The sequence below is a fragment of the uncultured Helicobacter sp. genome, assembly GCF_947367035.1.
Lineage (GTDB): Bacteria > Campylobacterota > Campylobacteria > Campylobacterales > Helicobacteraceae > Helicobacter_D.
In genome coordinates, this window is sequence record NZ_CANBCA010000014.1 from 24623 (window position 1) to 50664 (window position 26042).

A 26042-nucleotide genomic window follows, 5' to 3' on the forward strand; every position below is an offset into this window, starting at 1 on the left:
GCAAAAATTATTATAAAATATCCTTTTACATCGCTAAAAACTATCAAATATCAAACTTGGACAAATCAATGAAAAAATACCCATTAGGAATCCTACTTTGTGCGACTTGCGATTCTGCCTTTGTGATTGGTGCGCTTTTGGCTAATATCAAGGAAAAATGTGCCGATAAGGTGGATATTTTCTATTTGATTCACGATGGTTTTAGCAAGAGCGACAAAAAAGCCTTAAAACACAGACAAGAAGCAAGATTTTATGCGCACATCATTGCTAAAAAGCCCCATTTAAAATTGCCTCCTTTGGAATCTTATGAGGATTACAAGAGCGCAATCTACGAAAAGCAAACTTTCTCTTATCGCTTAGGTGCGAGCTTGATTCAAGCCTGCAAAACAATCCATAAAGGCGGATTAGTAAAATTCTATAAAGAAGCTAAAAGACTGCAAAAAGAATCACGGGAAAAATATGCGCCTAAAATCCTTTCTTAGTCTAGCATTTTTTGTCTTTTTGCTTTGCGTGTTACTTCGGCTTTATTATCTTTTCGCCCTTAGTGCCTATCCGCAATATTTTTACAATCAAGCTCCCTTGCTTAACACGCACGATGGCTATTTCTACGCACAAGGCGCAAAGGAACTCTTAAGACTTTATCAAGAATTTCGGCAGTCTTTTATTTGGGAGATTTTGCAATCTCCTATTTGGCATCTTCCAAACTTTTTGCAAGACTTTTTTACTCTTTCTATCTCCCCTCATCTGCCCCTTTATAAATCCACAAGTGAGATTCTTTCTCTCTTGACTGCATTCCTCACCCTTTGTCTTCCCTTTAATTTGGAGCAAGTCTTATTCATTCTCCCTGCAATCTTTGGAAGCTTAATTGTTTTTCCTCTTATGGCTTTGACGCGCAATTTTGGAGCGATTCCGTGCGCATTAAGCGGATTTTTGGGCGCAATGAGTGTGAGTTATTATAATCGTACGATGTTTGGTTATTATGATACAGATATGCTTGTCATTGTTTTAGGTTTGAGTGTTGGAGCGATAATCCTACGCACTCTTAGGACACAAAAAGCATTAGATTTTGCGACTCTATTTTCTTTGAGTGCTTTTTCCCTTTTGTATTATTCCCATTTGCGCTATGTTTTATTGGGTTATCTTTTAATTTTATTATGCTTTTTCTTGAAAGACTTATGCAACAAATCATCAAAAGAATCCCCAATGCAATGGATTATTTTAGGTTTATTTTTCATCTTAACTTTAGTAATTTTTTTTCCAAAATTCACTTGGATTTGGATATTTTTAGGATTCTTTTTAGGGTTTTTCTTGGATATTTTACACAAAACCTTTCCAATCCATAAAATTTTATTTTTTCTTTACTTTTTATGTAATCTAAGCCTTTTGCTGTGGAAATTATTACCCAGTTTCTTACAGAGCCATTATTTAAGCGATTATCTTGCCGACACTACAAATACAGGATTGCATTATTTTAATGTTTTGGATTCTATTGCGGAGGTTTCAAATATTGATTTTGGCGAGTTTGCCTATCGCGTCAGTGGTGGAATCGCTTGGTTTATTTTAGCGATTTTGAGCTATTTTGGATTGATTTTCAAGGACAAAAGATTCATTCTCTTTCTACCCTTTTTGGTTCTAGGTTGTTTTGCGCTTGTGCAAGGCTTGCGTTTTAGCTTTTATACTGTGCCAATCTCGGCACTTGGAATGGGATTCTTACTTTTTAAACTCCAAGAAATTTTAAAAAACTTTTCATATAAAATCCCAAAATTTCTTTTGATTGTTGGATTGATTTTGCTTGTCATTGCGCCGCATTTGTGGCATATTAGAAATTATGTCATTGCGCCGATTTTGGAAGCGAGCGAAGCAGAGATTCTGCGCTCTATTCCTACCAAAAAGGGAGATTTTGCGCTCACTTGGTGGGATTATGGCTATTTTGTCCATTATTTTAGCGATTTGCAAACCTTTGTAGATGGCGGAAGGCATTCAGGAATGCAAAATTTTCCTATTAGCCTTGCGCTTAGCACAAAAGAGGAGAGAATAAGCTACAATCTAGCCAAAATGCTTTTAAAGGGCGAGACTTTGGAATCTCATTTTCAAACACTTGGTATTCCAAAAACATTAGAAAATCTTAAAAACAAGCAAGAATGGACGCGTTCCCCTAACACACTTTATTTTATTTTGCCTTGGAGAATGCTTGAGATTTTTCCTAATGTAATGCGTTTTTCTCAAGTGGATTTAAGTAATGGAAAATCAACAAAACTTGATTTTTTTGCGCTTTCTCTTGAAGCAACAAAGGATAAGATATATTTCAAAAACGATATTACCTTAAATCCAAATACAGGCGAAGTTACTACACAAAACTTGCATTTTAAGATTCTTAAAAGCATAGATTTAAAGCAGCATACAACACAAATCTTTGATACACAAAGCTCACTTGTAGCCGTCTTTTTGCCCAATGGAAAAACTCTGCTTTGTGCGGAATCGTATTTAGAGAGATTCTATTTCAAAGGATTATTTTTTGAAAACTTGGATAAAAATTTATTCCAAAAAGTGCTAAAAAATGACAAAATAACCATTTACAAATTATTATAAAGGATTCGTATGGAGCTTACGCATTTAGATAAACGACAAAATCCCAAAATGGTAGATGTCTCGGCAAAAGATTCCACACACAGAGAAGCAATCGCAAGGGGCAAAATCACAATGAACTATGAAGCCTTTTGCGCAATTAAAGAACAAAAGGTAAAAAAAGGTGCAGTATTGCAAACCGCAATCATTGCAGCAATTATGGGAGCAAAGCGCACAAGTGAGCTAATCCCAATGTGCCACCCCTTATTTTTAACAAACATTCAGTGTAATATAAAAGAGATAGAAAGTGAAAATGCGTTTATTTTAGAAGTTAGAGCAAAAACCTATGGACAAACCGGTGTAGAAATGGAAGCTTTAATGGGCGTTAATATCGGTCTTTTGACAATTTATGATATGGTAAAAGCAATAGATAAAACAATGGTTTTAAGTGAAATTTATTTGGTTGAAAAAAGTGGCGGGAAGAGTGGTCATTTTGTGCGATTTTAATTTACATAAAACAAAATATTCTTCAAATTTTCTTTATTTTTTAATAAATTGTAATTTCTGAACATTTTCTTGCAAATTTTGCTTATTTACTCTTTATTTTTTTAAAGAATATCCGATATACTTTCATAAATTAAGTTGCATAAATTCATAAATGCCTTAATTACTAGGTTAAAAGCCACGCAATTTAATTCTAAATAATTTCGCCTAGATAATAAGGAGGTTACTATGGTTGTTACTGAAAGTGGAATAAATATTGCTAGCACACAAGGAAGCCTTTATACTCCAAGGAGTATTAATGGACAAAACAACGCAAAAGCACGAACAGAGTCAATGACTCAAACGCAACAAGCGCAGACAGAAATTGACAAATCGAGTGAAGAGCAAAAGATTCAAGAACAAAAACAAAAGCTCAATGAATTGGCTCAACAACTCAATCAAGAGTTGAATCCATTAAATACAAATGTTACCTTTGGGTTTAATGAAGAGATAGAAGGACTTTTTATCACTGTGAGCGAAAAGGATACCAATCGTATCATTCGCAAGATTCCAAGTGATGAAGCAATGCAACTTATGGCAAAGATGCGAGAAGTAGTTGGAATCATTTTTGATAAACAAGTTTGAGATTATAAAATAAGGAGATTATTATGGCTTTAGGAACTTTTGCTTCATTAGGACTTGGAAGTGGTGGCGTTCTTTCTTGGGATATTATCAACCAAATGCAAGAGCAAGAGGTCAAGAATCGCGTTAATCCAATTACTAAAAAAATTGAAACCAATATGGAGAAACAAACAGAACTTACATCACTTTTGACACTAATGGGTTCTTTGAACACCAACTTCAAAAACTTATCAGATTTCAGCACTTACCAAAAACGCTCTGCTTCTGTGGAGGGCAGTGGTGTTAAGGCAACAGCAGGTGAAGGTTTAGCGATTCAAGATATCAAAATTAATGTCAAACAACTTGCACAAAATGATGTCAATCAAGTGGGATTGAAATTTGCTTCAAGAGATAGTGTCTTTAGCACAGAGAATACAACCCTTAATTTCTATCATAATGGCACGAATTATAACATTGATATCAAAGCGGGTATGAGTGTAGCAGAAGTCGGACAAGCCATTACTGATAAAACCGATGGTGCAGTGATGGGTATCATTATGAAAACAGGTGGGGACAATCCCTATCAATTAATGATTCAAGGCAAAGATTCTGGTGCGCAAAACAAAATCTATTTTGGAAGCACACTTGAAAGTGCTGCAATGCCCGGTGGACAAATTAAAAGTGGAACATTAAAGATTGAAATTGGCGGCAAAGATGTCAGCATTGATTTATCAACCATTGGAAGCGAATTAGGAAATTCTGCTGAAGATAATGCTAAAGCGGTTTTACAAGCAGTTACCGACAAAATTAATAATGATGCTAACCTAAAAGATAAACTACAAAATGGCGACATCACTATTGGCTTAAATAGCACAGGAAAAGGTTTGCTTATTAATGACTCCAAAGGCGGTGATATTAAAGTAAAAGTTGAAAATGCTAAAATTCAAGCTGCTGCTGGAACTAGCGAAGTTGATACGGATTTAGGATTCGTAAAGACTTATGCAGGACCAAGTGATTTTGACCTTGTGAAAGGTTCAACTGCTGTGAAAAGTGGGAATCTACAAGGTGCTATTCTTATCAATGGTGAAAAAATTGATTTAAACACAATCAGCAACACAACAGGTGTAGATAATGCCCAAGCAATTGCTGATGCAATTAACAATAATACAAATTTATCAGGAAAAGTCTCTGCACAAGTCAAAGATGGTAAATTAGTTCTTAATAGTAATGATGGTAACAGTATAAGAATTAGTGCGGAAGGCACAGATGCAGAGGCTCAAAAGAAAGTTTTAGACCAGGTGGGTATAAGTGCAGGTAGTTATACAAATAGCCAAGAATTTTTATCCAAAATGGATATTACTAATATTCAAAATGCACAAAATGCAAAATTTACCTATAATGGGATTGAAGTGGAACGTGATAAAAATAGTTTTGATGATGTGGTTTCTGGACTTTCCTTAGAACTTACAGCAATTACAGAGACGAACAAAGATGTGATTGTGCGTGTTTCGCGTGATGACAAAGGAATTGCAGAAGAAATGGAAAAATTCGTAGAAAATTATAATGCAATGTATAACAAAATCACCGAGTTAATGAAGTATGATAAAGACACCAAAATTGCGGGTGTATTTAATGGAAATAATGATATTAGACAAATTACCAGACAATTCAACACTATCATTTCTTCTAATGATGTAAAAGGAAATAATCTCGTCAAATACGGAATCTATTTCAATGATGATGGCACATTAAAAATGGACAAAGAGAAATTTAACTCTGCATTTAAGGAAGATCCTGATGCCGCAGTGGCTTTTTTTAGAAGCACGACTAGCACGATTAGAGGAGAAGAAAAAGAAGTAGATGGCGTTTTTACAAAACTTCGTAATACAATGGATAGTTTAATTACAGGTAGCAAATCTACCTTAAAAGTTTTAGAAACCTCTCTTGTAGATGAACAAAAATCTCTGAATGAGGATAAAACTAAAACACAAGAAAGCATTAATACGCGCTATGATATGATGGCAGAGAAATGGTCAGCATATGACCAAATGATTGCCAAAATACAGAATCAGCAAAACACAGTGAATGCAATGATTCAATCAATGTATTCTTCAAATTAAGAAAGGAATTTAAAAGATGAAAAGCAGTTTAGCCTACAATTCTTATCAGCAAAATTCCGTTGCAGTAGAATCTCCAGCGAAGCTTGTAGAAATGCTTTATGAAGGTATTTTACGCTTCGCTTCAATGGCAAAACGTTGCATCGACTCTCAAGATATTGAGAAAAAGATTTATTATATTAATCGCACCACAGATATTTTTGTGGAGCTTTTAAATTCGCTAGATTATGAAAAAGGTGGTCAAGTTGCTCATTATTTAACAGGGCTTTATACGCACCAAATCAAGCTTCTCACTCAAGCGAATATGGAAAATAACAAAGATAAAATTGACATCGTGATAAAAGTAGTTAAAGGATTACTTGAAGCGTGGAAAGAGGTAAATCATGAATTGGCTTAATGAATTAAAAGTGGCATATTTGAATAAAAATGATAGCAAGATAAACGAGCTTTTAGACAATACACCTATCCTAAAAACTCGTGATGAAATGTTTGAAGCACTAGCAATTATGGAGCAAATTACTGAATATGCTAAAGCCCAAAAAGAAAAGTTAGGCTTAGAAATGCGCAAACTTAAGCAAACAAAAAATTTCTTCCCCCAACAAGAAAACTCTCAAAGGCTTAATATTTCTTTTTAATTGTTTGTATTAAAATACCTTTTTAACTAAAGGAATACAAATGCATTGGAAACCTATTGATATTGAAGATAAAGATTTGCTAACTAGCTTCTTTACTTCACAAAATATTCTTGTTTCGGACTTAACTTTTACAAATCTCTATCTTTGGCATTATGCGCGTCATATCAGTTGGGTAATTTTAAATGATTGCTTAATCATTAAAACACAATATCCCAATGAAAATCCATTTATATTCTACCCTATTCATAAACAAAATGATTTAAACAGCAAAAAACAGGCTATTATGCAACTACAAGAAATCTGTAAAGCAAAAGGCTTAACATTTTCTATCCATTCCTTAAGTCAGATAGATAAAGAAGAGTTAGAATCCCTCTTCCCTAACGAATTTGATTTTATCTATCGCGAAGATAGAAGCGATTATATTTACTCTACTCCCGAACTCATTGCGCTAAAGGGTAAAAAATATCATAAGAAAAAAACACATTTAAATCGCTTTACAGAACGTTACACTTTTACCTATGAAACCTTAAACGTGGATAATCTTAAGGAACTGATTGCTACCTATCAAAACTGGTTTGGAAAAATAAATGACACAGCAAGTGAAGGTTTAAGAAACGAATACATCGGAATCATAGAATCTCTTAAACAATTTTCAAAATTAGATTTTAAAGGTGGAATCTTGCGTGTAGAAGGAAAAATCATTGCCTTTAGCTTTGGAGAACCTCTTAACACTAACACCGCAGTCATTCATATTGAAAAAGCTGATATTGAATATCAAGGAGCTTATCAAGTGATTAATCGTGAATTTTTAGCCCACGAGTGGAGCACCTATCCTTTAGTTAATCGCGAAGAAGACTTAGGGCTTGAAGGTTTGCGCAAAGCCAAACAATCCTATAAGCCACTTTTTTTACAGACTAAATTTGATGCCATTTTAAAATCTAATTAAAAATCAAAATCCATTTATCTCCCAATTGTCAAAGCTTAGAATAAAGAATCCTCCACTTTATCAATAGTTTTATTGGACTTTTTCTAAAAATTCTTTTGAAATTTCTTGGTAAGGCTTTTCTTCTAGAGTCTCCTCTTCTTGTAATTCTTGTTGGACATCTAAAATTTTAAGAATTTTTTGATTACTTTTTGTTAATGCTTTAAATTCTACACGGCGTGAGAGTTCAGGAGTCTCTAAAGGCTTAGCAAAAGATAACCCATTTGCACGTAAAACACTAATGAGCCATTGTTTTTGCGCATCAATTTGCTTATTACCAAAACAATACTTTAAGACTTCTAATGCTCTTGCTTGAGAAAGTTCCGCATTTCCCAAATAACGAGATTCTAAAGTATTGGCGTTTTGCCATTCCGTGGAAGTATGCCCCTCAATGCGAATCTCTTCAATATCTTGCTTATATTTTTCTTGACTTAAAATTTTAATATAACGTGGAAAAAAGTCGTCCAAAATCTCTTTAAAACGCGCTTTAACCTCCTTTTGTCCTTGGTCAAACAAAATATCTGGCTCTTTAAATCTCACCGTATTATCTATATCTATTTCAGCGTTCCAATGTTCTAAATTCGTAGAAAACTCTGAAATCAAATCTTGATAAAGTTCCATTTGCAAATCTTTATGTGTCTTTGCAATATCACTCATTTGACGATTTAATTCTAAAAGTTCGGCGTTTTGAATCGCAAGTTTTTTTTCTGTTTTACTAATGACTACCATATAAGAGACAGCAACAAGCAAAAAAATCATCATAACGCCTGCCATCATATCTGAAATACTAATCCACTCGTTACCTTTATGAGAATTTGCCATTAACCTCTAGCTCCCATTAATTCTCGGATTCTACGCAAAAACCATTCATAATCTTGACGAAACCCTAAAGTAATATTTGAAAGCGCGCCATCCAAATCACCTAATGATTTACAGAGATTTTCATTTAAGCTAGAAGTCTGATTCAAGGAGGTAGAAATGTTAGCTTGTATGATTTTTAAAATTGTATCAATTTCCTTTCGGTTATTTTCTAGCGATAAATAGGTCTTTGCAAGTGCATCGCTTAGATTGTTTTGCAATTTATTAAACTCATTTAATAATTCTACGCTTGCATTTTTAGGCGTTTCTATACTTTGCCTTGTAAGAACTTCAAGATTTGCAAGATAGTTTTTTGCCATTTCAACTAAAGTTGTTTTAATACTTTTATCCAAAGTATTAAAGCTTATCATTATTTCTTTTGTATGAGATTGAAGTTGTGTATTGCTAATTTTCAACAAATTATTTGCCAAGTTTTCAGAATTCTCCAAAACCTTGTGTGCATTACTCTCAAAGCCTTGCGCAATAGCTCTTAAGCGCATTTGCAAATCTTGCTCTAGCTTCTCTTGAGTTTCTAAGCTTGTTTTATGAGTATTTTGAGCCATAGTGGTTAATTGCGTTTGATAAGCACTTGTTGTGTTTTTTAGAAATGCACTTAGAGATTCCAAAGCATTTTTATAAGATTCGCCAAAGCTACTACGAATTTGATTTTGAATTTCTACATTATGGTTTTGGCTCTCTTGTTGCATTGCAATTAAACTTTGATTAAACTCATTCATATTTTTTGCCATTAAATCTTGCAAATTTTGGCTATGTATTTGGTTTTGTTCTAGCAGAGTAGTTACACTTGTTCCAATTGTGTCGGTAGTTTTTGTCAAATTGTCTCTCAAATTTTCATTAAAGACTTGAAATCCCTCTTGTATGCTTTTTGTACTTTTTTTAAAAGAATCCATTAAGGTTTGATTCGTATGCACTAAAGATTCCTCAATGTTTTGTGTGCTTTGGCTTAGGGTATTTGCAGTATCATTTAATAAAGAATCCAAAGACTTAGTTGTCGTTAGCATAGAGCTTTCTATTTCTTTACTAAGGAGTGTTAAGGTTTCTTTGGAATCTTTGAAATTTTCTTCTAAAGTTTTAGTGGTATTTCCTAAGAGTTTATCAAAGTTTAACACAGCATTTGCAATATGTTGTTCTAATGTATCAGAATTTTTTACCAGACTTTTTTGTGTTTGCTCACCTAACTCTTGTAAATTCTGACTTGCTTTTTCTAATGTGCTTCCCATTTCTTGTGAATGGCGCAATAATGCCTCATCACTTCGTTTTGTTTGTTCCTCAATTAAAAGTAATGATTCTTTTTGTGCATTCTCCAAAGTATCCAAACTTTCTTCAAAGCTTTCTTTAACACTTTCTACACGTTCTTTAACACTATTTTCGATTTGTGCTATCATCTCTAAGTTTTTATGTTTCAATGCAGAATCACTCTCCATTAAAGATTCCATAAACTCTTGCGCCTTAGACTTTAAAAATTCCAAAGCCTCTTCTAAATGTTCTTTATTTTGCTCCAAATAGGAACGATTAAACGCATCAAAAGCACTCTGCAAAGCATTTAATTGTTCAGATTGCTTTTGTGTATCCTCTTCAATAGCTTTAAAACTGCTTTCTAATATTTCTTGTGTATTTTCTTGATGTAATTGTGTGCTTTTTGTTAAAAAGTTTTGCACTTTTTCAAGAGATTCTTTAGTAAATTCTAGTGCTTGTGCGTGCGTGTGCTGTAAATTTTGACTTAAATTCTCCACACTTCCTAGAGCCTTACTCGCATTTTCGTGCATTTTTTCAAAACCTTGTAAAAGCGAGGAAAGTTTTTCATTCTCAATTCTTGAAGCTTCAATGCTATGCGCTAAAGCATTATAAACTTCCAACACTTCTGTATTGCGTTTAGCAACTACTTCTAACGATTCTTTGGTGGATTCAAAAAGTTTCAAGCTATTTTTAAGACTTGAATCCAAACCGATAATGGAATCCTTATAATTGCTCTGCCATAAAATCATCTGCGACACGGCACTATTTAACTCTTTAAAATTATCTCCAAACTGGTCAGTAATTCTTTGATTAAAGTCTTTAATGACTCCTTCAAGTGCCGTAATCAATTCTTTTGAAGCCCCTTGCGCTAGATGATACATCGCTTCTTTTAAAGCAATATTTGTTTTGATGAAATTATCCTCTAAAACCTTAAAATTGTGTGTTTGTTGTTTATAATAAGTGTTTTGAGATTCTATTTGGGCTTGATTTTGTGTAACAATTTCTTGTAATTTGCTAAGAGATTCTAACTTATCTAGTTTCCCAGCTTGCAGAGAAAAATAATCTAACATATTCTCAAAATCACTTTTCACTGCTTTACTTTTTTGCAGAATAGAAAGCAAAATTGCTAGTGCCATTCCCAAAATAGAAGTATAAAATGCAGTTTTTAATCCCGCAAGAAGGGAAGGAACAGAGTTCTCTACATTACCGACATCAAAATCTTGCAAACCTACAAAAATACCTACAAATGTCCCCAAAACCCCTGCACTCATAATGATGGATTTAAAATCACGATGTTTTTGTTTGCCATAGCTTAAATAGTCCCAAAGTGCTAACGCAAACATAAACGCAGTGAAAAATAAATTAATAATTAGATTCTCCATTGTTTTTCCTTATTTTGATTTATCTTTTTTACCTTTTTTTCTTTGCACATCAAAACGTTCATCTTCCAACCAATCAGGTTTCTGAATCTGCGAATTTTTGCGATTAGCAAGATAAAGCACAAAGCGAATCGTTAGCACAATTACCATAAAAGTAACTACAGCTGAAATAATCATAGACAAATCATAGCTTTCCCTAAACATTCAACGCTCCTTTAACGACTTTGTTCCACTTGCACATCTACATTATCGTGTCCGCTAGAGCTTAAAACCCCAACTAATGCGACAAATTTTTCAAAAGTGCTTTTTTGATCTCCACGCAATAAAATTGGTGTATCCTTTGAAATCTTTACAATCTCACTTTGAATTTCCCCTAAACTCATCGGCATTTTATCCAAATAATATTGCCCTTGTGCATCAATCGTAATTTCAATACTCTTTAAAGGTTTGGTAATTTTATCAGAACCTTGTGCTTGTGGAATTGCAATAGGAATCTTGCCTTGTGCAATAAAAGTAGCACTTGTTAAAACAATCACCAACAAAACAAGCATAATATCAATAAAAGGCACAATATTAATACTATCCATTCTCCTAAAATTTCTCATTGTGCGCCTTTATTCTCCTTCTTTTCTTGCATAATCTCCCATTGCGCAACTAAAACTTCACTTCTACGCATTAAAAGGTTATAAAACACAATACTTGGAATCGCAACTAACAGCCCCCCTGCTGTGGCTTGTAACGCAAGTGCAAGTCCTGTCATAATGTTTGCAGTATCCACCATACCCGATTGTCCAATCTGGACAAAAGTGATAATAATCCCAAACACCGTTCCTAGAAGTCCGACATAAGGAGCATTTGAACCAATAGTTGCAATCAAAGTAAGATTCTTTGAAAGGTCTATTTCTAGTTCCGTCTTATTGGTATAAAGCACTAATTTAATGTATTTATAAAACAATAACCTCTCTAGTGTTGCCCAAAGTGCTATTATGCTCATTAAAACTAACACACCAATCACTCCATATTCTACGATTTCTTTTAAAGATACCTCTGACATTTTTCTTCTTACTTCCTTTGCATCTCTTTTAAAGTCTGTGCGATTTCTCGCTTTTGGATTTTTTCTTTTAGAGATTCGCGTTTATCGTGCAAATTTTTACCCTTTGCCAAAGCAATTTCTAATTTTACCCTATTACGAGAATTAAAATAAAGCTTCAACGCAACAATGCTCATACCAGAAACTTGACTTTTGCCAAAAAGTTTATCAATCTCTTTGCGATGTAGAAGCAATCTGCGCGGACGTTTCTCATCAGGTTTGTAGTGTAGGTTTGTAGTAGCAAGTGTTGCAATATGTGCTTGAAACAAAAATGCTTCTCCTTGAATAATTTTGACAAAACTATCTTTTAAATTCACGCGTCCTGCGCGAATAGATTTCACTTCACTCCCCTTTAGTTCAATTCCCGCTTCTAAACGTTCTAAAATGAAAAAATCAAAAGTAGCTTTTTTATTGGTTGCGATGATTTTCATTGCTTTACCTTTAGAGATTCTATTGGCTTATCCATATATTTTTGGTATTCTTTAAATAATGACTTCTTGCACCAAAAGCAACTTCCGCTTCCACTTAGAAATAAGCCTTCTTTAACATAAGATTCCAATTTTGGATAAAGCGCCAAAACTGCTACAAATAAATCATTATTTTCGAAAGCACTTTTTTGTAAAATCTCTTGGTTTGATATTTTTAGCCAATTTTGTGCTTTTGTTTGCTGAATTTTTGCTTCTTTATAAAAAGAATCGGAATATTTTTTGAAAACCTTTGCTGTTTCACAATGAATCTTTGGAGTAACAATTTCCACTTCAAAAGGTGCAAAATCTTGTGATTCTTTTCCTTTATTACACGATTCTATAATCTCTCCCCTCCCCTCAACATTAGCAATTTCTAAACCACTTAAAAAAAACGGCACATCACTCCCTACTTGCGCACCGAGATTTATCAGGGTTTGCCAATCCAAATTAAGCTTCAATTCTTGATTTACAACTTGTAAAAAACAAGCTGCATTAGAGCTTCCTCCACCTAATCCTCCGCCACTTGGTATCTTCTTATCCACGCAAACTTTCAAATGCTTTAACGCTTTATTTTGCGATTCTCTCAAATAGGGTTTTAGTAAGTCATAGGCTTTATAAATTGTATTTTGTTCCATTGAGCAACCAAAACAACCCACAATTTCAAAACTCTGTGCATTCCAATCAAAAAATAATGTATCATAAAGGTTTGACACTTTCATAAAGCGTGATTGCAACAAATGATAATTTATGCCATTAACATTAGTTTTACCAACTATTTTTAAAAATAAATTGATTTTTGCATAGGACTTATAAGCAGAATTTTGCGCCAAGAAATCGCAAACCATTATTTTTAAACTTTCTTTCTAGCTGCCACAAGCCTATCAAGCATATTCCCTTGTGTTTGTTGCTGAAGAGATTTTTTGTTTTCTTCTGAAATGGCAAGTTTTAATTCCTCACGCAAAATGAGTAATTCTGGCGGTGCATCAAAACCAATTTTTACATTGCCTTTATCAATAGAAATCACCTTGATTGTGATATTTTCGCCAATGGTAATGCTCTCATTTTCTTTTCTTGATAAAATCAACATAAAGGAATCCTATTTGCTAAATATTGTAAGTTTTGATTTTCGTATGAAATTATAGAGAAAAAATCTTCAAATTGCACTATATATTTTCCAAATTCATTAATTTTCAATATTTCTGGAGAAATCTTTTGACCCTCTTGCATATTCTTGCGCGTAACAAAATCATTTCGCAAATCAATGGTTTTAAAAGGTAAAATTTTTAAAGGATTGAGTGCTTTTTCCCCCTCATAGTATAATCCTCCCTCACTAATGCGCTCCAAATAACTAAGTGAACCTCTGCAACCTAGCTCCTTTGCAATTAATGCTCCAAGAGAGCGAATATAAGCTCCCTCACTCACCCATACCCTAAAACTAACAAAAGGGTGAGAATAATTCAAAAACTCTATTTTTTCTATCTGCATTGTTTGTTCTCTTAAAGACCGCTCTAATAACTCATTTTCTCCTTTGCGTGCCAGTTTATATGCCTTGACGCCTCCTATTTTTTTTGCACTATACTTTGGCGGGGTAAAACACACATTTCCAACAAAGCTTTGTAAAAGTGATTCTATCGTTTCTTGAGAAATCTTAGGCACTTTTTGCACTTCACGCACATTTTCCAAATCTAAAGAATCACTCTCCATTCCAAGCCAAAGTGTTGTTTGATAAACTTTAGGAGATTTTTTTAAAAAGCTAAAAAGTTTGGTATATTGTCCTAGCGCAACGAGCAATACACCGCAAGCAAAAGGGTCTAAAATCCCGCTAAAACCTGCTTTTTTTTCACCAAAACGCCTTTTTAAAGTGTTTAAATAATGATTAGAAGAAATAAAAAGAGGTTTTTTGGCAACAAAAATACGATTCAAACTTTAAAATCCTCATTTATTTTGCTAAAATTTGCACTTCAAAAATCTTTAACTTTAAGAGAATTTATAGAATGCAAAGTAGAATTTTAACATTTTTTATTTTAATTATTAGCTTATTTATTTTTTCAAGCTGCGTCAAAGTGCCTTTGGCAAATCCCAATATTTCTTATCCTAAACTCGTTTATATGAAATCACGCAATACAGACATCGTGCCACAAGATTTTGCAAACACTTTCATTAATCGTTTTAAAATTCTTTACGAGCAATCACCTAATAGAAATTTGCAAGAAGTGCGATTCTACTTCAAAGACTATTATAATGAGGCAAGAGAAGAGTTTTCTCCCACCGCTTTATTTAGCTTCACTCCACGTTATTTGATGAAGATGTATGTGCAAGTTATTACCACTTCACATATAACAAACTTCGCACAAAATTACCAAATCCCCGTAATAGGGTTTAATCCACCCTATTCACATAATTTTGATGGTTTGATTTTAAAAATCTTGCAAGAATAGAATATGATACAAAATCCTCATATTGATACTTATCGTGATGGTCAAGCCATTCAAAGAATCTTTAATGCTTTAAAAAAATTAAGTAAAAATTTAACACACCCTTTAAAAGTAATGGAAGTTTGTGGTGGGCATACGCATACGATTATGAAATATGCCTTACCAGATCTTTTACCTAATTCAATTGAATTTGTGCATGGACCAGGCTGTCCTGTGTGTATAATGCCAAAAAATCGTATTGATTGTGCCTATAAAATTGCAAGTCAAAAAAATGTGATTCTCGTTACACTTGGAGATATGATTAAAGTTCCCGGAAGCTATGGTAGCCTACAAAATGCAAGAGCAAAGGGGCTTGATATAAGATTTGTTTATTCTCCCTTAGAAGTATTAAAAATTGCAAAAGAAAATCCAACTAAACACATTGTTTATTTTGCTATTGGTTTTGAGACCACTACACCAATGTCTGCGGCTCTATTAGAACGTGCAATTTCTTTGAAAATTCAAAACATTTCTTTGCATATTAATCACGTGCTTGTGCCACCCCCACTTGAAACAATCTTAAATGCTTCAAATTGCCAGATTAATGCACTCCTAGCACCTTCTCACGTAAGCGTTATTACAGGTTCTAAAATTTATCAACCCCTATTAGAAAAATTTAAGATTCCTATTGTCATCTGTGGATTTGAACCCGTAGATGTAGGTGAAAGCCTATTAAGTATTGTCCAACAAACCATCAATCAATCTCCTCAAGTAGAAACGCAATATGCGCGTAGTGTAACAACACAAGGTAATCAGAAAGCACAAAATCTTGTTGAAAAATATTTTGAACCAGACGATAGTTTTTATTGGCGCGGACTTGGGGAGATTCCACATTCTTCCTTGCGTTTTAAAAAGGAATATGCAAATTATGATGCAAGCCTTATTTTTAAGGAGTTTTTAGGTGGAATCGCAAAAGAAGAGCATAAGGGTTGTTTATGTGGAGAAATTTTAAAGGGCAACAAAAAACCTTTTGATTGTAAGCTTTTTGGCATTTCTTGCACTCCACATAATCCATTAGGAAGCTGTATGGTAAGTAGCGAGGGAGCTTGTGCGGCGTATTACAAATATCAAGGAATGCGCCCTGTCTAGTTTAATAGCTTTTTTAATTCAAGTAGCAGAAAATTATTTAGAATATATGCAAACCTATGATAAAGGCTTTGAAATTATCAAAATCCAAAATGTTTCTAAAGATATTTTTGGAATGCGTTTGCAACTAGAGTATAAACTCAAAAGCACCGAAAACTTGATTCTTTGCACTCGGCTAGGCGAATTTGTTTTAGAAAAAGAATCAGAAATTAGCATTTTATCGTATGATGAAAAATCCAAAGCATTGAGCCTGACTATGAGCGAAAACCTTTGCAATATGCTATTAAAACAAAAAGAATCTTTGCAACTTATTTCAGATTTAAAATTTCTCATTCAAAATGTTATTCATTTTTATTCTCAAAAGCACTCCTTGCAACTTCCTACTATTCCACCTCCATTAAAACCTGATATTGACGCGCTTAAAACACTTCAAACTCCGCCACATTTAGAACAATTAAATGCACTCAAAGGAATTTTTGAATACCCCTTTTGCTATATTTGGGGTGCCGCTGGAAGTGGTAAAACAAAAGTCGTTTTACTACACGCCCTCGCCTTTTATCTCAAGGCAAATATTAAAGTTGCAATTCTTGCTCCTACTAATAATGCACTAGAACAATGCTTAATCACTTTACTAATAAATTTGGACGAAATTGGGATAGAAACTTCTAAAATTCTAAGACTTGGCACACCTAGCCAAAGCTTTGCTGAAAATTTCCCTAAAAATTGTGATTTATTGCTAGAAAGCAAAAATATAGATTATAAAAAGTCTCTACAAGACGCTTTAGTCATTGCGATGACTTTGGATACTTTTTTACGTAGAAGCGATTTACACAGCATAGATTTCAAACATTTTTTTATTGATGAGGCTGGATTCTCGCCACTCATTAAAACTCTACCACTTTGCGCATTTAATAAACCCATTACATTATTAGGAGACCATAAACAATTACAACCTATCTGCATATTAAACTCCTCTAATATAAAAGAAGCGCAATGGAAACCCTCAAGATTTTGGCAATATTCTGCACTTTTTATGGAAAAATTCTTTGACACCCAAAAAGATTCTTGTTTCTTAGATTCCACTTTGCCAAATGAGAATCCACCCATTTCGCATACTTTTACTTTAACACAAACTTATCGCTATGGTCACAATCTTGCACAATTACTCAATCATTATATTTATAAAAACAACTTGCAAGGATTGAACACTTATACGCATTTATATTATTTAGATACCTCACAAATGAAAAAAATGCCGCCTTTAGATAAGGCGGATTATAATGAAGCCACACAATGCTGTAACTTAGCGCGTATTTTTCTTGATGCACACCAAGATTTTGCGATTCTAACTCCCTTTGTTAATCAACGTCAATTAATTCTTAAAATAATGCCTACACTTTATAAAGAGGAATGTGTTTTTACAATCCATTCTTCTCAAGGGCAAGAATTTGATTATATCTTTTTTTCACCTGTTATTTTACATTATCACTTGAATAATTCTGATAATCAAAATGCACTTTTTGCACTCAATGTTGCATTTTCTCGTGCAAAAAAAGGAATTATTTTAGTCTGTAACAAAACTTATTGGCTTCGTCAAAGCAATCAATTTTTAAGTGATTTAATAAAGATTGCAAAGCCTTATCTGAAAAATTTTTGATATAATCAGATTTCATAAAAAGTGCAGGATAAATTTAGAATGAATGGTTTTCTAATTGGGTTAAATGCGCAAACAAAACGTGGTTTAATTGAACAAGCGCACAATAAGCGTAGATTTGAATTTGATTTGCGTATATGGGACGGAGATTTTAAAGAAATTTCACCCAATATGGAAGTAGAATTTGAACTTACAGAGGATAAAAAACAAGTTAGCGTGGTGCGTCCCAAACAAATTGTCAAAGAAAATTTTATTATCAACCAAACCAAAAGTATTAAAGATTGCATTTATGATTATTTTGGTGGCACTGAAAATCTTATTAGGCATTACCAAAAAGAGATTCAATCCAACAAAGAATTAGATTTTTTACGCATTAAGAGATTCTTATTTACAGCTTATAACGACCTCTTTGAGCTAGATAGCACAATTCAAAATTTTGCTTTAAGTAATCTAAAGTCTGAACTTGGAAAACTAGATAAAGAATATGAAGCATTTATTAAAAAATCTTCTTATCCACCACAATATTCTTATGAAAAAATATTTCTTGCACGGCAAATTGAGTTTGTGAAAAACGAAGAATTAATCCAAGCAACACAATCTATTATTAGAAGCGCCTCTATCCAACAAGCCTCTATGGGACAAGCGCTCAAAAATATGGAAAACCAATTTGCTGCACGTAATGATACAAGTAGTGCAAGTTATCTACAAGCACAAAATAATCTCAAAAATTTCCGCAAACGTTATGTAGATTTGTTGCATTATCTTTCACAACAAAAAGAGAAATTAGCCAAGATTACCAAAGCAGGAGAGGAATTTTCTGATAAATTTTTTGAACCATTTTTAAAAAGTTATTTACCGCTTACAAAAGAATTAAAGCAAGATTTCATCAAACTTTTAAATGCTAAAGCCTATGATTTAGATTTCCTGCTATGGCAAAGAGCAAAACGTAGTTTAAGCGTGCGAAGATTTTTTATTGAAGCTGGGATTACAGGCACTTATAGTTCTAAGACTTTTTTAAAATATTTTTTACGCAGTTTAGACCACAACAAAATCCGCAAAGAAACGAAAGGACTTTTTGATTTATTAAAATATCTTGAAACCCTTTCTAAAAAAAACATTTTACTGATTCAAGAGGATTTAAAGGATAGCAAAAATTATAAAGAACATCTTAAAAACTTTGATAATGAATTACAAATTTCCACTTCTAATGAGCCACGAGATAATTTGCGTTTATCTCACCCAATGGAATTTCATATTATCGTTATGGAATGGAAAGTAAAAGAAATGGATATTTTAAGCTTCAGAAAAAAATACATTGAAATTTTTAAAAATTCTGTTGGCATACCCTTTTTTTGTGCAATTATTCCAAAAGGAATGGAGGAAAAAACACTACAAAATGCTAAAGAAGAAGGAATCTCTTATTTTATTGTACAGGGGAATATAGACCAATTTATTGATATGATGCGTATGATTTTGTAAAATTTTGCGTAACCTTTGGCTAAATTTTGCTACAATAGCAAAATTATTTTTAGTTTTAGGGTATTAAATGACTTTTAACGCGAAGCTTGATTCTATTAAAACCTATGAAGCGGGAAAGCCTATTGAACTTGTTGTTAGAGAATTTGGAATCCCAAAAAATGAAATTATAAAACTTGCTTCTAATGAAAACCCGCTAGGTGCTAGTCCAAAAGCAATGGAAGCAATCATTAAGAATGTTTGCAATGCACATTTGTATCCCGATGATTCTATGTTTGCTCTAAAGGGTGCTTTAAGTCAATATTATAATGTGCAAAGTAGCGAAATCATTATTGGTTCAGGAAGCGACCAAATTATTGAATTCTGCATTCACGCCAAAGCCAACCAGCAAAGTAAAATTTTAATGGCAAAAACGACATTTGCAATGTATGAAGTCTATGCAAAAGCCGTAGAAGCACAAGTGATTCGCACAGCAAGTCATCAGCATAATTTAAAAGAATTTTTAGAACTTTACCAACAACACAACCCAGAGATTATTTTTCTCTGTATCCCTAATAATCCTTTGGGAGAATGCTTAGGCGCAGAAGAAACTTTTGAATTTCTAAATCAAGTGGATAAAAATTGCTTAATTGTAATTGATGGAGCCTACCAAGAATACGCCAAAGCAAAAGATTCTAGCAAAGCAATCCATCCAAAGAATCTTATAGAGAAGTTTCCCAATACAATTTATTTAGGCACATTTTCCAAAGTCTATGGATTAGGTGGTATGCGAATAGGTTATGGAATCGCAAAACAAGAAATTATTCAATCTCTTTTAAAGCTTCGTCCTCCTTTTAATATCACAACTTTATCCCTAGCTGCAGCACTTGAAGCGCTAAAAGACCAAGAGCATATCCAAAAAAGCATTCAAAATAATCTCACACAAATGTCAGTATTTGAGAATTTTGCCAAAGAAAAAGGATTTGAATATACTCCAAGTTATACCAACTTTATCACTTACTATTTTGAACCTCCCTTGGATTCCTCCCAAATTGCAGATTATTTACTACAAAAAGGAATAATTATTAGAAATCTTGCTTCATATGGATTAAATGCAATTCGTATTACACTAGGCACAGAGGAACAAAACAAAAAATTTTTTACATTATTTCATCAATATTTAGAACAAAAGTAGGGTTAAACATTGGATTTAAAAGCATTATTTGACCAAATTAGAAGCCTTTATAAACGGCTAAATCAAAAACAAAAAATTGTTATTTTAGCGACAATTGTTGCCGTAGTTGGCTTCATTGCTGCTCTTGTTGTTTGGAATTCTAGCAATAAAGCAGGAGTTTTATTTCCGGGCTATGCAGTTTTATTTGAGGGAGTAAGCCCAGAAGATGGTGCATTAATCGTTCAGCAACTTCAGCAAGATAGAATCCCTTATAAAATCCCAAAAGACAATACCATCTTAATTCCTCAAGAATTTGTTTATGAACAAAGAATGAAATTAGCAAGCAATGGAATCCCAAAAAGTAGCAAAATTGGTTTTGAAATTTTTGATACTAAGGATTTTGGAGCAACAGATTTTGACCAACGCATCAAATATTTACGCGCACTTGAAGGCGAATTATCACGCACCATTGAAAGTTTAGCGCCTATACAGAAAGCCACTGTGCATTTAGCACAACCTGAAAAAACCGTCTTCGTCAGCGAACAAACACCGCCTACCGCCTCTGTTGTCCTTACTTTTAAACCCGCACAGGCTTTAACACCTAAGCAAATTTTAGGGATTAAAAATATTGTTTCTTCTGCGATTCCAAATTTGACGATTGAGAATGTGGAAGTAGTTAATGAAAAAGGTGAGCCATTAAGCGAGTTAGATGAGCTAGGAGGTGCAAGAGAACTTGCCGCAGCGCAATTGCGCTATAAAACTAACTTTGAGCAAACTTTAGAAGAAAAAATCATCAATATTTTAACACCTATTGCAGGCGGTGCAGAAGGTGTTGTAGCAAAAGTTACCGCAGAATTTGACTTTGCACAAAAAGAAAGCACACAAGAATATTATGACCCTAACAATGTTGTCCGAAGCATTCAAGATTTAGAAGAAAAACGTGAAGGATTCCGTCCAAAAGAAATTGGTGGAGTTCCAGGTGTTGTAAGCAATATTGGTCCTGTGCAAGGGTTAGAAGATGATGATTTAAAAGAAAAATACGAAAAAACACAAAATACTACCAATTTTGAAATCAGCAAAACAATTTCTAATATTAAAGGCGAGTTCGCCACTATTCGCAGACTCTCTGCTGCTGTTGTTGTAGATGGTAAGTATTCTCGCCAACTAGATGAAGAAGGCGTAGAAAAACTAGAATATACTGCATTAAATGACGAAGAAATGGAAAAAATTTCAGCTCTTGTGCGACAAGCCATTGGTTATAATCAACAAAGAGGCGATGAAGTTTCTGTAAGTAATTTTCAGCTCAATGGGCAGTTATCTGGATTTAAAGCACGTACGCCTTTGGAACGATTCTTAGAAACTACAGCTGCTCTTTTAGCACCTTTTATGCCTCTGCTTAAATATGCAATCGTAGGTTTAATTCTATTCTTCTTCTATAAAAAAGTTATTGTTCCATTTAGTGAGCGTATGCTTGAAGCAAGGGCAGATGAAGAAGAAGAGCTTGAATCTCTAATTAAAATTGATGAAGACGAAGAAGAAAATAACGACCGACTTAACGAAGTGCGGCGTAGAATTGAAGACCAACTTGGCTTTGGCAGTGGAAATGAAGATGAGATTAAATACAATGTTTTATTAGAAAAAATCAAGGAAATTGCGATGGAAAAACCAGCCGAACTTGCGAATCTTTTTCAAACCTTAGTACATGATGAACTTGGGCTTGATAATATGGGTGGAGGAGGAAAACACTAATGCCTTCTATTACATTAAGTCCGCGACAACAAGCACAATACGATGAATTTTCAATGGCAGAGAAAATCGCGATTCTGCTTGTGCAATTAGGCGATGAAATCACGGGTGAGATTTTTTCAAATTTAGATTTGGATTCTATTACTGAAGTTTCTAAATATATTGCGCAAAATTCAGGGATAGACAAGGCACTTGGTGGAGCTGTTTTGGAGGAATTTTATGCAATCTTTCAATCCAATCAATACATTTCTACTGGTGGTTTTGAATATGCTAAAGAATTACTCTATCGCACATTGGGACCAGAAGCTGCAAAAAAAGTTTTGGACAAACTTGCCAAATCTATGCAATCTTCGCAAAACTTTGCCTATCTTTCCCGTGTGCGTCCACAGCAACTATCTGATTTTATTATCCACGAACATCCACAAACTATTGCTTTAATTTTGGCACATATGGATCCAACTAATGCGGCAGAAACATTAAATTTCTTTTCTGATGATTTGCGTGCAGAAATTGCGATTCGTATGGCAAACTTGGGAGATATTTCTCCTAATGTCGTCAAACGCGTTTCCACCGTGCTAGAAAATAAACTAGAATCCTTAACAAGTTATAAAGTAGAAGTGGGTGGAATTCGTGCAGTAGCAGAAGTTTTTAACCGATTAGGACAAAAGGCAGCCAAAGCAACTATTGCTTATATTGAACAAATTGATGACCAATTGGCAGCAGCAATTAAAGAAATGATGTTTACTTTTGAAGATATTGAAAAACTTGATAATAATGCGATTCGTGAAATCTTAAAAATCGTGGATAAAAAAGACCTGATTTTAGCCCTTAAGGCTTCTCCTGAAGAATTAAAGCAAAAGTTTATGTCCAATATGTCTCAAAGAGCTGGGGAACAATTTCTAGAAGAAATGCAGTTTTTAGGTGCCGTAAAAGTGAAAGATGTTGAAGCTGCTCAACGTAGAATCGTAGAAACCGTCCAATCTCTTTCAGAACAAGGCATCATTCAAATTGGCGAACAAGAGGATACCATTGAATAATATTAACGAACACGAAAATATCATTACAGAAGCGCATAAAGAAAGGCACGATATTAAAAAATATAATTTTAGAAATATGGAAATTTCTAATGAAATAGAATCTCCTGTTCAGCCGAATATGGAACCAAAAGTCATTGAAACACCACAACCTACTATACAAGTGCAAGAAGAGACTCCCAAACAATCTGAACCAAGCATAGATGCACCTGCTCTTAAACTTTTTGAAACTGAAGTGATTGATAAAATTCTTCAAAAAAGTGATGCTCTAGCGGAATCTTTACAAAAATTGCAAGAACAATTTGATAAACAAGAAAAAGAAATTGGTGAGAAAGTCAATGCCGCTAAATCCGAAGCTAAAGAACAAGGTATTAATGAAGGTTACCAAAAAGCTAAACAAGAGTTAGAATCTCAAATCAATAGCCAAAAGGAGCTTTATGGGCTAAGCATTCAACGCATTGATAACAATATTGCAGAATCCAAAAATCATATTTTAAGCTTAGAAAAAGAATTAAGCTCTATTGCGTTAGATATTGCTAGAGAAGTTATTGCAGCAGAAGTCAGTGCTAATAGTGCAAAAATTGCTTCTTCTCTAGCACGCACACTTTTACAAGATTTATCACAAAACACACAAGTAACACTCAAAGTCTTTCCCGGAGATTTAGAAGAACTCAAAGAATCTCTTAAAGATTTGAATTATGTTGTATTAGAATCTGACCAAGCTATTGCTAAAGGTGGTGTAGTGATTTTAAGCAGTGAGGGGAATATTGACGGAGATATTTTTATGCGCTTTGAAACTTTAAAAAAATCTATTTTGGAGAATAAGCTATAATGTCTTTGGATTCTAAATATTTAGATCTTCTATCACAAAGTGAATTTAGTGAAGAAGACTTAGCTACATTAAATGAACTTGCTCAAAAAGTGCGTGATAGAATCTTGGAAGTTGTTTCCAAAAATGGTGGTCATTTAAGCTCCACTTTAGGAGCAGTGGAGCTTATTATCGGTATGCACTGCGTTTTCAATAGCCCAAAAGACCCTTTTATCTTTGATGTAAGTCATCAAGCTTATGCGCATAAATTGCTAACTAATCGCTGGAATAGTTTTGAGAGTTTGCGACAAATTAATGGAATTAGCGGATTTACGAAGCCTAGTGAAAGTATGCACGATTATTTTATTGCTGGACATAGTTCCACTTCTATTTCTCTTGGCGTTGGAGTAGCGAAAGCATTTGCTTTGCAAGACATAGAAAATATCCCTGTAATTTTAATTGGTGATGGCGCAATGAGTGCAGGACTTGCTTATGAGGCACTCAATGAACTAGGGGACCGCAAATATCCAATGGTGATTATCCTAAATGACAATGAAATGAGTATAGCAAAACCAATAGGGGCAATTAGCAAATATCTTTCTGAAGCAATTGCGGGTAAATTTACACAAAACATTAAAAGCAAAATTGAAAATATTATCAATAATATGCCCAACACCACTTATCTTGCAAAACGATTTGAGGAGTCTATTAAATTAATTACACCTGGGATGCTTTTTGAAGAACTTGGATTGGATTACATTGGTCCTATTGATGGACATAATCTTAAAGAAATTATCAAAGCCTTACATCTTGCAAAGAGCATTAAAAAACCTATTGTTGTGCATGCGCAAACCCTTAAAGGTAAAGGTTATTCTCCAGCAGAAGGATATTTAGAGCAATGGCACGGCGTTAGCCCTTTTGATAGACAAAATGGCACAGCACTGACTAAAAATGCCACCAAATCTCCTACACAAATATTTTCTGAAACTTTGTTAGAAATTGCTAAACAAGATTCCAAAGTGGTTGGAATCACAGCAGCAATGCCTAGTGGCACAGGACTTGATTCACTCATCAAGGCATTTCCAGAGAGGTTTTGGGATGTTGCCATTGCAGAACAACACGCTACTACACAAGCTAGTGCGCTTGCTAAAGAAGGTTTTAAGCCTTTTGTTGTGATTTATTCTACCTTTTTGCAACGTGCTTTTGACCAAATAATCCATGATGTAGGTATTATGAAAACTCCTGTGAAATTTGCTATTGATCGCGCTGGAATCGTAGGTGAAGATGGTGAAACACATCAAGGCATCTTTGATATTGCCTATTTAAATATGATTCCGAATTTTGTGCTTCTTGCTCCACGCGACCAAGCGACTTTGCGCCTTTGTGTACATTTTGCTAATGAATTTTCCAATGCACCTTGTGCTTTTAGATACCCTAGAAAATCCTTTAAACTAAAAGAAAGTGTTTTTCAAGCCACACCTTTTAATCTAGGTAAATTAGAGGTTTTAGAGGAATCTAAAAGTGAAATTTTATTACTTGGCTATGGAAATGGCGTTGGTAGAGCCTATGAATGTTTGCTAGAATTGCAGAGAGAAAATATCACTTGCAGTCTTGTAGATTTACGTTTTATAAAGCCATTAGACAAGGAAAACTTGTTAGCTCTTAGCCAAACTTATAAAAAATGGTTTGTCTTTAGTGATAGTGTAAAACTAGGTGGTGTGGGGCAAATATTAAGCTCATTCGCGCAAGACTATGATTTGAGTATCAAAATTCATTCTTTTGAATTTGCAGACGCTTTTATCCCACACGGCAAAGTAGAAGAAATAGAAGAGCAGCTGGGATTAAACACTCACCAACTTACACAACAGATTTTACAGCTTCTATAAGGAAATTTATGCAAAAACTTCTTTTGATTTTATTTTTGAATCTTTTTATTTATGCACAAGATTCTGTAAAGTCAGAATCACAAAATGAAGAATTCCTCCACGAGTTTGAAAGTGAATACTCTCCACCCATCAAAGACCCTCTCATAAGCTATAATCGTTTAATGCACAATATCAATTGGGGAATCTATGATTATATTTTAAGCCCGACATTGGACATATATAATTACACAATACCACTTGGGTTAAGGATTGGAGTTTATAATTTTTTTGA

Annotated in this window: 27 protein-coding genes; 18 read left to right on the forward strand and 9 right to left on the reverse strand. The window is 33.9% G+C overall.

Translation table 11 applies throughout. The features are described 5' to 3' along the window. The first annotated feature begins 68 nt into the window (after positions 1–68). The 8 genes from Q0Y61_RS06000 to Q0Y61_RS06035 all read left to right on the forward strand — a co-directional run bounded on the left by Q0Y61_RS06000 (position 69) and on the right by Q0Y61_RS06035 (position 7367). Positions 69–482, forward strand: coding sequence for a hypothetical protein (locus Q0Y61_RS06000; protein ID WP_297812906.1), 414 nt, complete (start codon positions 69–71; stop codon positions 480–482). Continuing rightward, positions 460–2589 carry an STT3 domain-containing protein gene (locus Q0Y61_RS06005; RefSeq protein WP_297812908.1) on the forward strand — a complete coding sequence of 710 codons (2130 nt, stop codon included), beginning with the start codon at positions 460–462 and terminating at the stop codon, positions 2587–2589. The genes Q0Y61_RS06000 and Q0Y61_RS06005 overlap by 23 nt, the downstream gene beginning before the upstream one ends. 9 nt (positions 2590–2598) lie before the next feature. After that, positions 2599–3072 (forward strand): cyclic pyranopterin monophosphate synthase MoaC, encoded by a 474-nt coding sequence (gene moaC / locus Q0Y61_RS06010; RefSeq protein WP_297812910.1) that lies wholly within the window; start codon positions 2599–2601, stop codon positions 3070–3072. 225 nt (positions 3073–3297) lie between these two features. Next, the gene (locus Q0Y61_RS06015; protein ID WP_297812912.1) at positions 3298–3693 is read left to right on the forward strand and encodes a FlaG family protein; all 396 of its coding nucleotides are present in this window, start codon (positions 3298–3300) and stop codon (positions 3691–3693) included. A 23-nt stretch (positions 3694–3716) separates the two neighbouring features. Further along, positions 3717–5789, forward strand: a complete 2073-nt coding sequence (gene fliD, locus Q0Y61_RS06020; protein ID WP_297812914.1) for a flagellar filament capping protein FliD — start codon at positions 3717–3719, stop codon at positions 5787–5789. A gap of 16 nt (positions 5790–5805) precedes the next feature. Beyond that, complete coding sequence (gene fliS, locus Q0Y61_RS06025) at positions 5806–6183, forward strand: flagellar export chaperone FliS (protein ID WP_115550738.1); 378 nt, start codon at positions 5806–5808, stop codon at positions 6181–6183. Further along, positions 6170–6421: a hypothetical protein gene (locus Q0Y61_RS06030; protein WP_297812917.1), complete on the forward strand. Its 252-nt coding sequence runs from the start codon at positions 6170–6172 to the stop codon at positions 6419–6421. The genes fliS and Q0Y61_RS06030 overlap by 14 nt, the downstream gene beginning before the upstream one ends. Before the next feature lie 40 nt (positions 6422–6461). Then, positions 6462–7367: a phosphatidylglycerol lysyltransferase domain-containing protein gene (locus tag Q0Y61_RS06035; protein ID WP_297812919.1), complete on the forward strand. Its 906-nt coding sequence runs from the start codon at positions 6462–6464 to the stop codon at positions 7365–7367. 69 nt (positions 7368–7436) lie between these two features. On the opposite strand, the gene Q0Y61_RS06040 is transcribed toward Q0Y61_RS06035, so the two are convergent. Genes Q0Y61_RS06040 through truB form a run of 9 tightly spaced genes read right to left on the reverse strand, consistent with a single transcriptional unit; the run spans position 7437 to position 14377 of the window. After that, entirely contained in the window at positions 7437–8225 is a 789-nt protein-coding gene (locus Q0Y61_RS06040; protein ID WP_297812922.1) for an OmpA family protein, read from the reverse strand. Beyond that, positions 8225–10900, reverse strand: coding sequence for a hypothetical protein (locus tag Q0Y61_RS06045; protein ID WP_297812925.1), 2676 nt, complete (start codon positions 10898–10900; stop codon positions 8225–8227). Before Q0Y61_RS06045 ends, Q0Y61_RS06040 begins: the two co-directional genes overlap by 1 nt. A gap of 9 nt (positions 10901–10909) precedes the next feature. Next, on the reverse strand, positions 10910–11101 hold the full coding sequence (locus Q0Y61_RS06050) for a hypothetical protein (protein WP_297812929.1): 192 nt from the start codon (positions 11099–11101) through the stop codon (positions 10910–10912). Between the two features lie 11 nt (positions 11102–11112). Next, positions 11113–11502, reverse strand: coding sequence for a TonB system transport protein ExbD (exbD, locus tag Q0Y61_RS06055; protein WP_297812932.1), 390 nt, complete (start codon positions 11500–11502; stop codon positions 11113–11115). Further along, positions 11499–11951 carry a TonB-system energizer ExbB gene (gene exbB / locus Q0Y61_RS06060; protein ID WP_297812935.1) on the reverse strand — a complete coding sequence of 151 codons (453 nt, stop codon included), beginning with the start codon at positions 11949–11951 and terminating at the stop codon, positions 11499–11501. Before exbB ends, exbD begins: the two co-directional genes overlap by 4 nt. 8 nt (positions 11952–11959) lie before the next feature. Continuing rightward, a complete protein-coding gene (gene smpB / locus Q0Y61_RS06065) occupies positions 11960–12418 on the reverse strand; it encodes an SsrA-binding protein SmpB (RefSeq protein WP_297812938.1) in 459 nt (152 codons plus the stop codon). Then, entirely contained in the window at positions 12415–13299 is an 885-nt protein-coding gene (locus Q0Y61_RS06070) for a 4-(cytidine 5'-diphospho)-2-C-methyl-D-erythritol kinase (RefSeq protein WP_297812941.1), read from the reverse strand. Before Q0Y61_RS06070 ends, smpB begins: the two co-directional genes overlap by 4 nt. A 5-nt stretch (positions 13300–13304) precedes the next feature. Further along, positions 13305–13541: a carbon storage regulator CsrA gene (csrA, locus tag Q0Y61_RS06075; RefSeq protein ID WP_297812944.1), complete on the reverse strand. Its 237-nt coding sequence runs from the start codon at positions 13539–13541 to the stop codon at positions 13305–13307. Further along, a complete protein-coding gene (gene truB / locus Q0Y61_RS06080) occupies positions 13535–14377 on the reverse strand; it encodes a tRNA pseudouridine(55) synthase TruB (protein WP_297812947.1) in 843 nt (280 codons plus the stop codon). Before truB ends, csrA begins: the two co-directional genes overlap by 7 nt. A gap of 71 nt (positions 14378–14448) precedes the next feature. Between truB and Q0Y61_RS06085 the strand changes: the two genes are divergently transcribed. The 10 genes from Q0Y61_RS06085 to Q0Y61_RS06130 all read left to right on the forward strand — a co-directional run. Next, positions 14449–14892 carry a hypothetical protein gene (locus Q0Y61_RS06085; RefSeq protein ID WP_297812949.1) on the forward strand — a complete coding sequence of 148 codons (444 nt, stop codon included), beginning with the start codon at positions 14449–14451 and terminating at the stop codon, positions 14890–14892. A 3-nt stretch (positions 14893–14895) separates the two neighbouring features. Then, entirely contained in the window at positions 14896–16017 is a 1122-nt protein-coding gene (gene hypD, locus Q0Y61_RS06090) for a hydrogenase formation protein HypD (protein ID WP_297812952.1), read from the forward strand. Continuing rightward, positions 15977–17671 carry an AAA domain-containing protein gene (locus tag Q0Y61_RS06095; RefSeq protein WP_297812957.1) on the forward strand — a complete coding sequence of 565 codons (1695 nt, stop codon included), beginning with the start codon at positions 15977–15979 and terminating at the stop codon, positions 17669–17671. Before hypD ends, Q0Y61_RS06095 begins: the two co-directional genes overlap by 41 nt. A 39-nt stretch (positions 17672–17710) precedes the next feature. Continuing rightward, complete coding sequence (locus Q0Y61_RS06100; protein ID WP_297812960.1) at positions 17711–19147, forward strand: hypothetical protein; 1437 nt, start codon at positions 17711–17713, stop codon at positions 19145–19147. 67 nt (positions 19148–19214) lie between these two features. Continuing rightward, positions 19215–20318, forward strand: coding sequence for a histidinol-phosphate transaminase (gene hisC, locus Q0Y61_RS06105; RefSeq protein ID WP_297812963.1), 1104 nt, complete (start codon positions 19215–19217; stop codon positions 20316–20318). A 9-nt stretch (positions 20319–20327) separates the two neighbouring features. Further along, the gene (gene fliF, locus Q0Y61_RS06110; protein ID WP_297812966.1) at positions 20328–22046 is read left to right on the forward strand and encodes a flagellar basal-body MS-ring/collar protein FliF; all 1719 of its coding nucleotides are present in this window, start codon (positions 20328–20330) and stop codon (positions 22044–22046) included. Further along, positions 22046–23080, forward strand: coding sequence for a flagellar motor switch protein FliG (gene fliG, locus Q0Y61_RS06115; protein WP_297812969.1), 1035 nt, complete (start codon positions 22046–22048; stop codon positions 23078–23080). Before fliF ends, fliG begins: the two co-directional genes overlap by 1 nt. Next, positions 23073–23909 carry a flagellar assembly protein FliH gene (gene fliH / locus Q0Y61_RS06120; RefSeq protein WP_297812973.1) on the forward strand — a complete coding sequence of 279 codons (837 nt, stop codon included), beginning with the start codon at positions 23073–23075 and terminating at the stop codon, positions 23907–23909. Before fliG ends, fliH begins: the two co-directional genes overlap by 8 nt. Next, the gene (gene dxs, locus Q0Y61_RS06125) at positions 23909–25771 is read left to right on the forward strand and encodes a 1-deoxy-D-xylulose-5-phosphate synthase (protein WP_297812977.1); all 1863 of its coding nucleotides are present in this window, start codon (positions 23909–23911) and stop codon (positions 25769–25771) included. Before fliH ends, dxs begins: the two co-directional genes overlap by 1 nt. Before the next feature lie 8 nt (positions 25772–25779). Next, positions 25780–26042, forward strand: a 263-nt coding sequence (locus Q0Y61_RS06130; RefSeq protein ID WP_297812980.1) for an MlaA family lipoprotein, incomplete at its 3' end; no start/stop codon positions are given.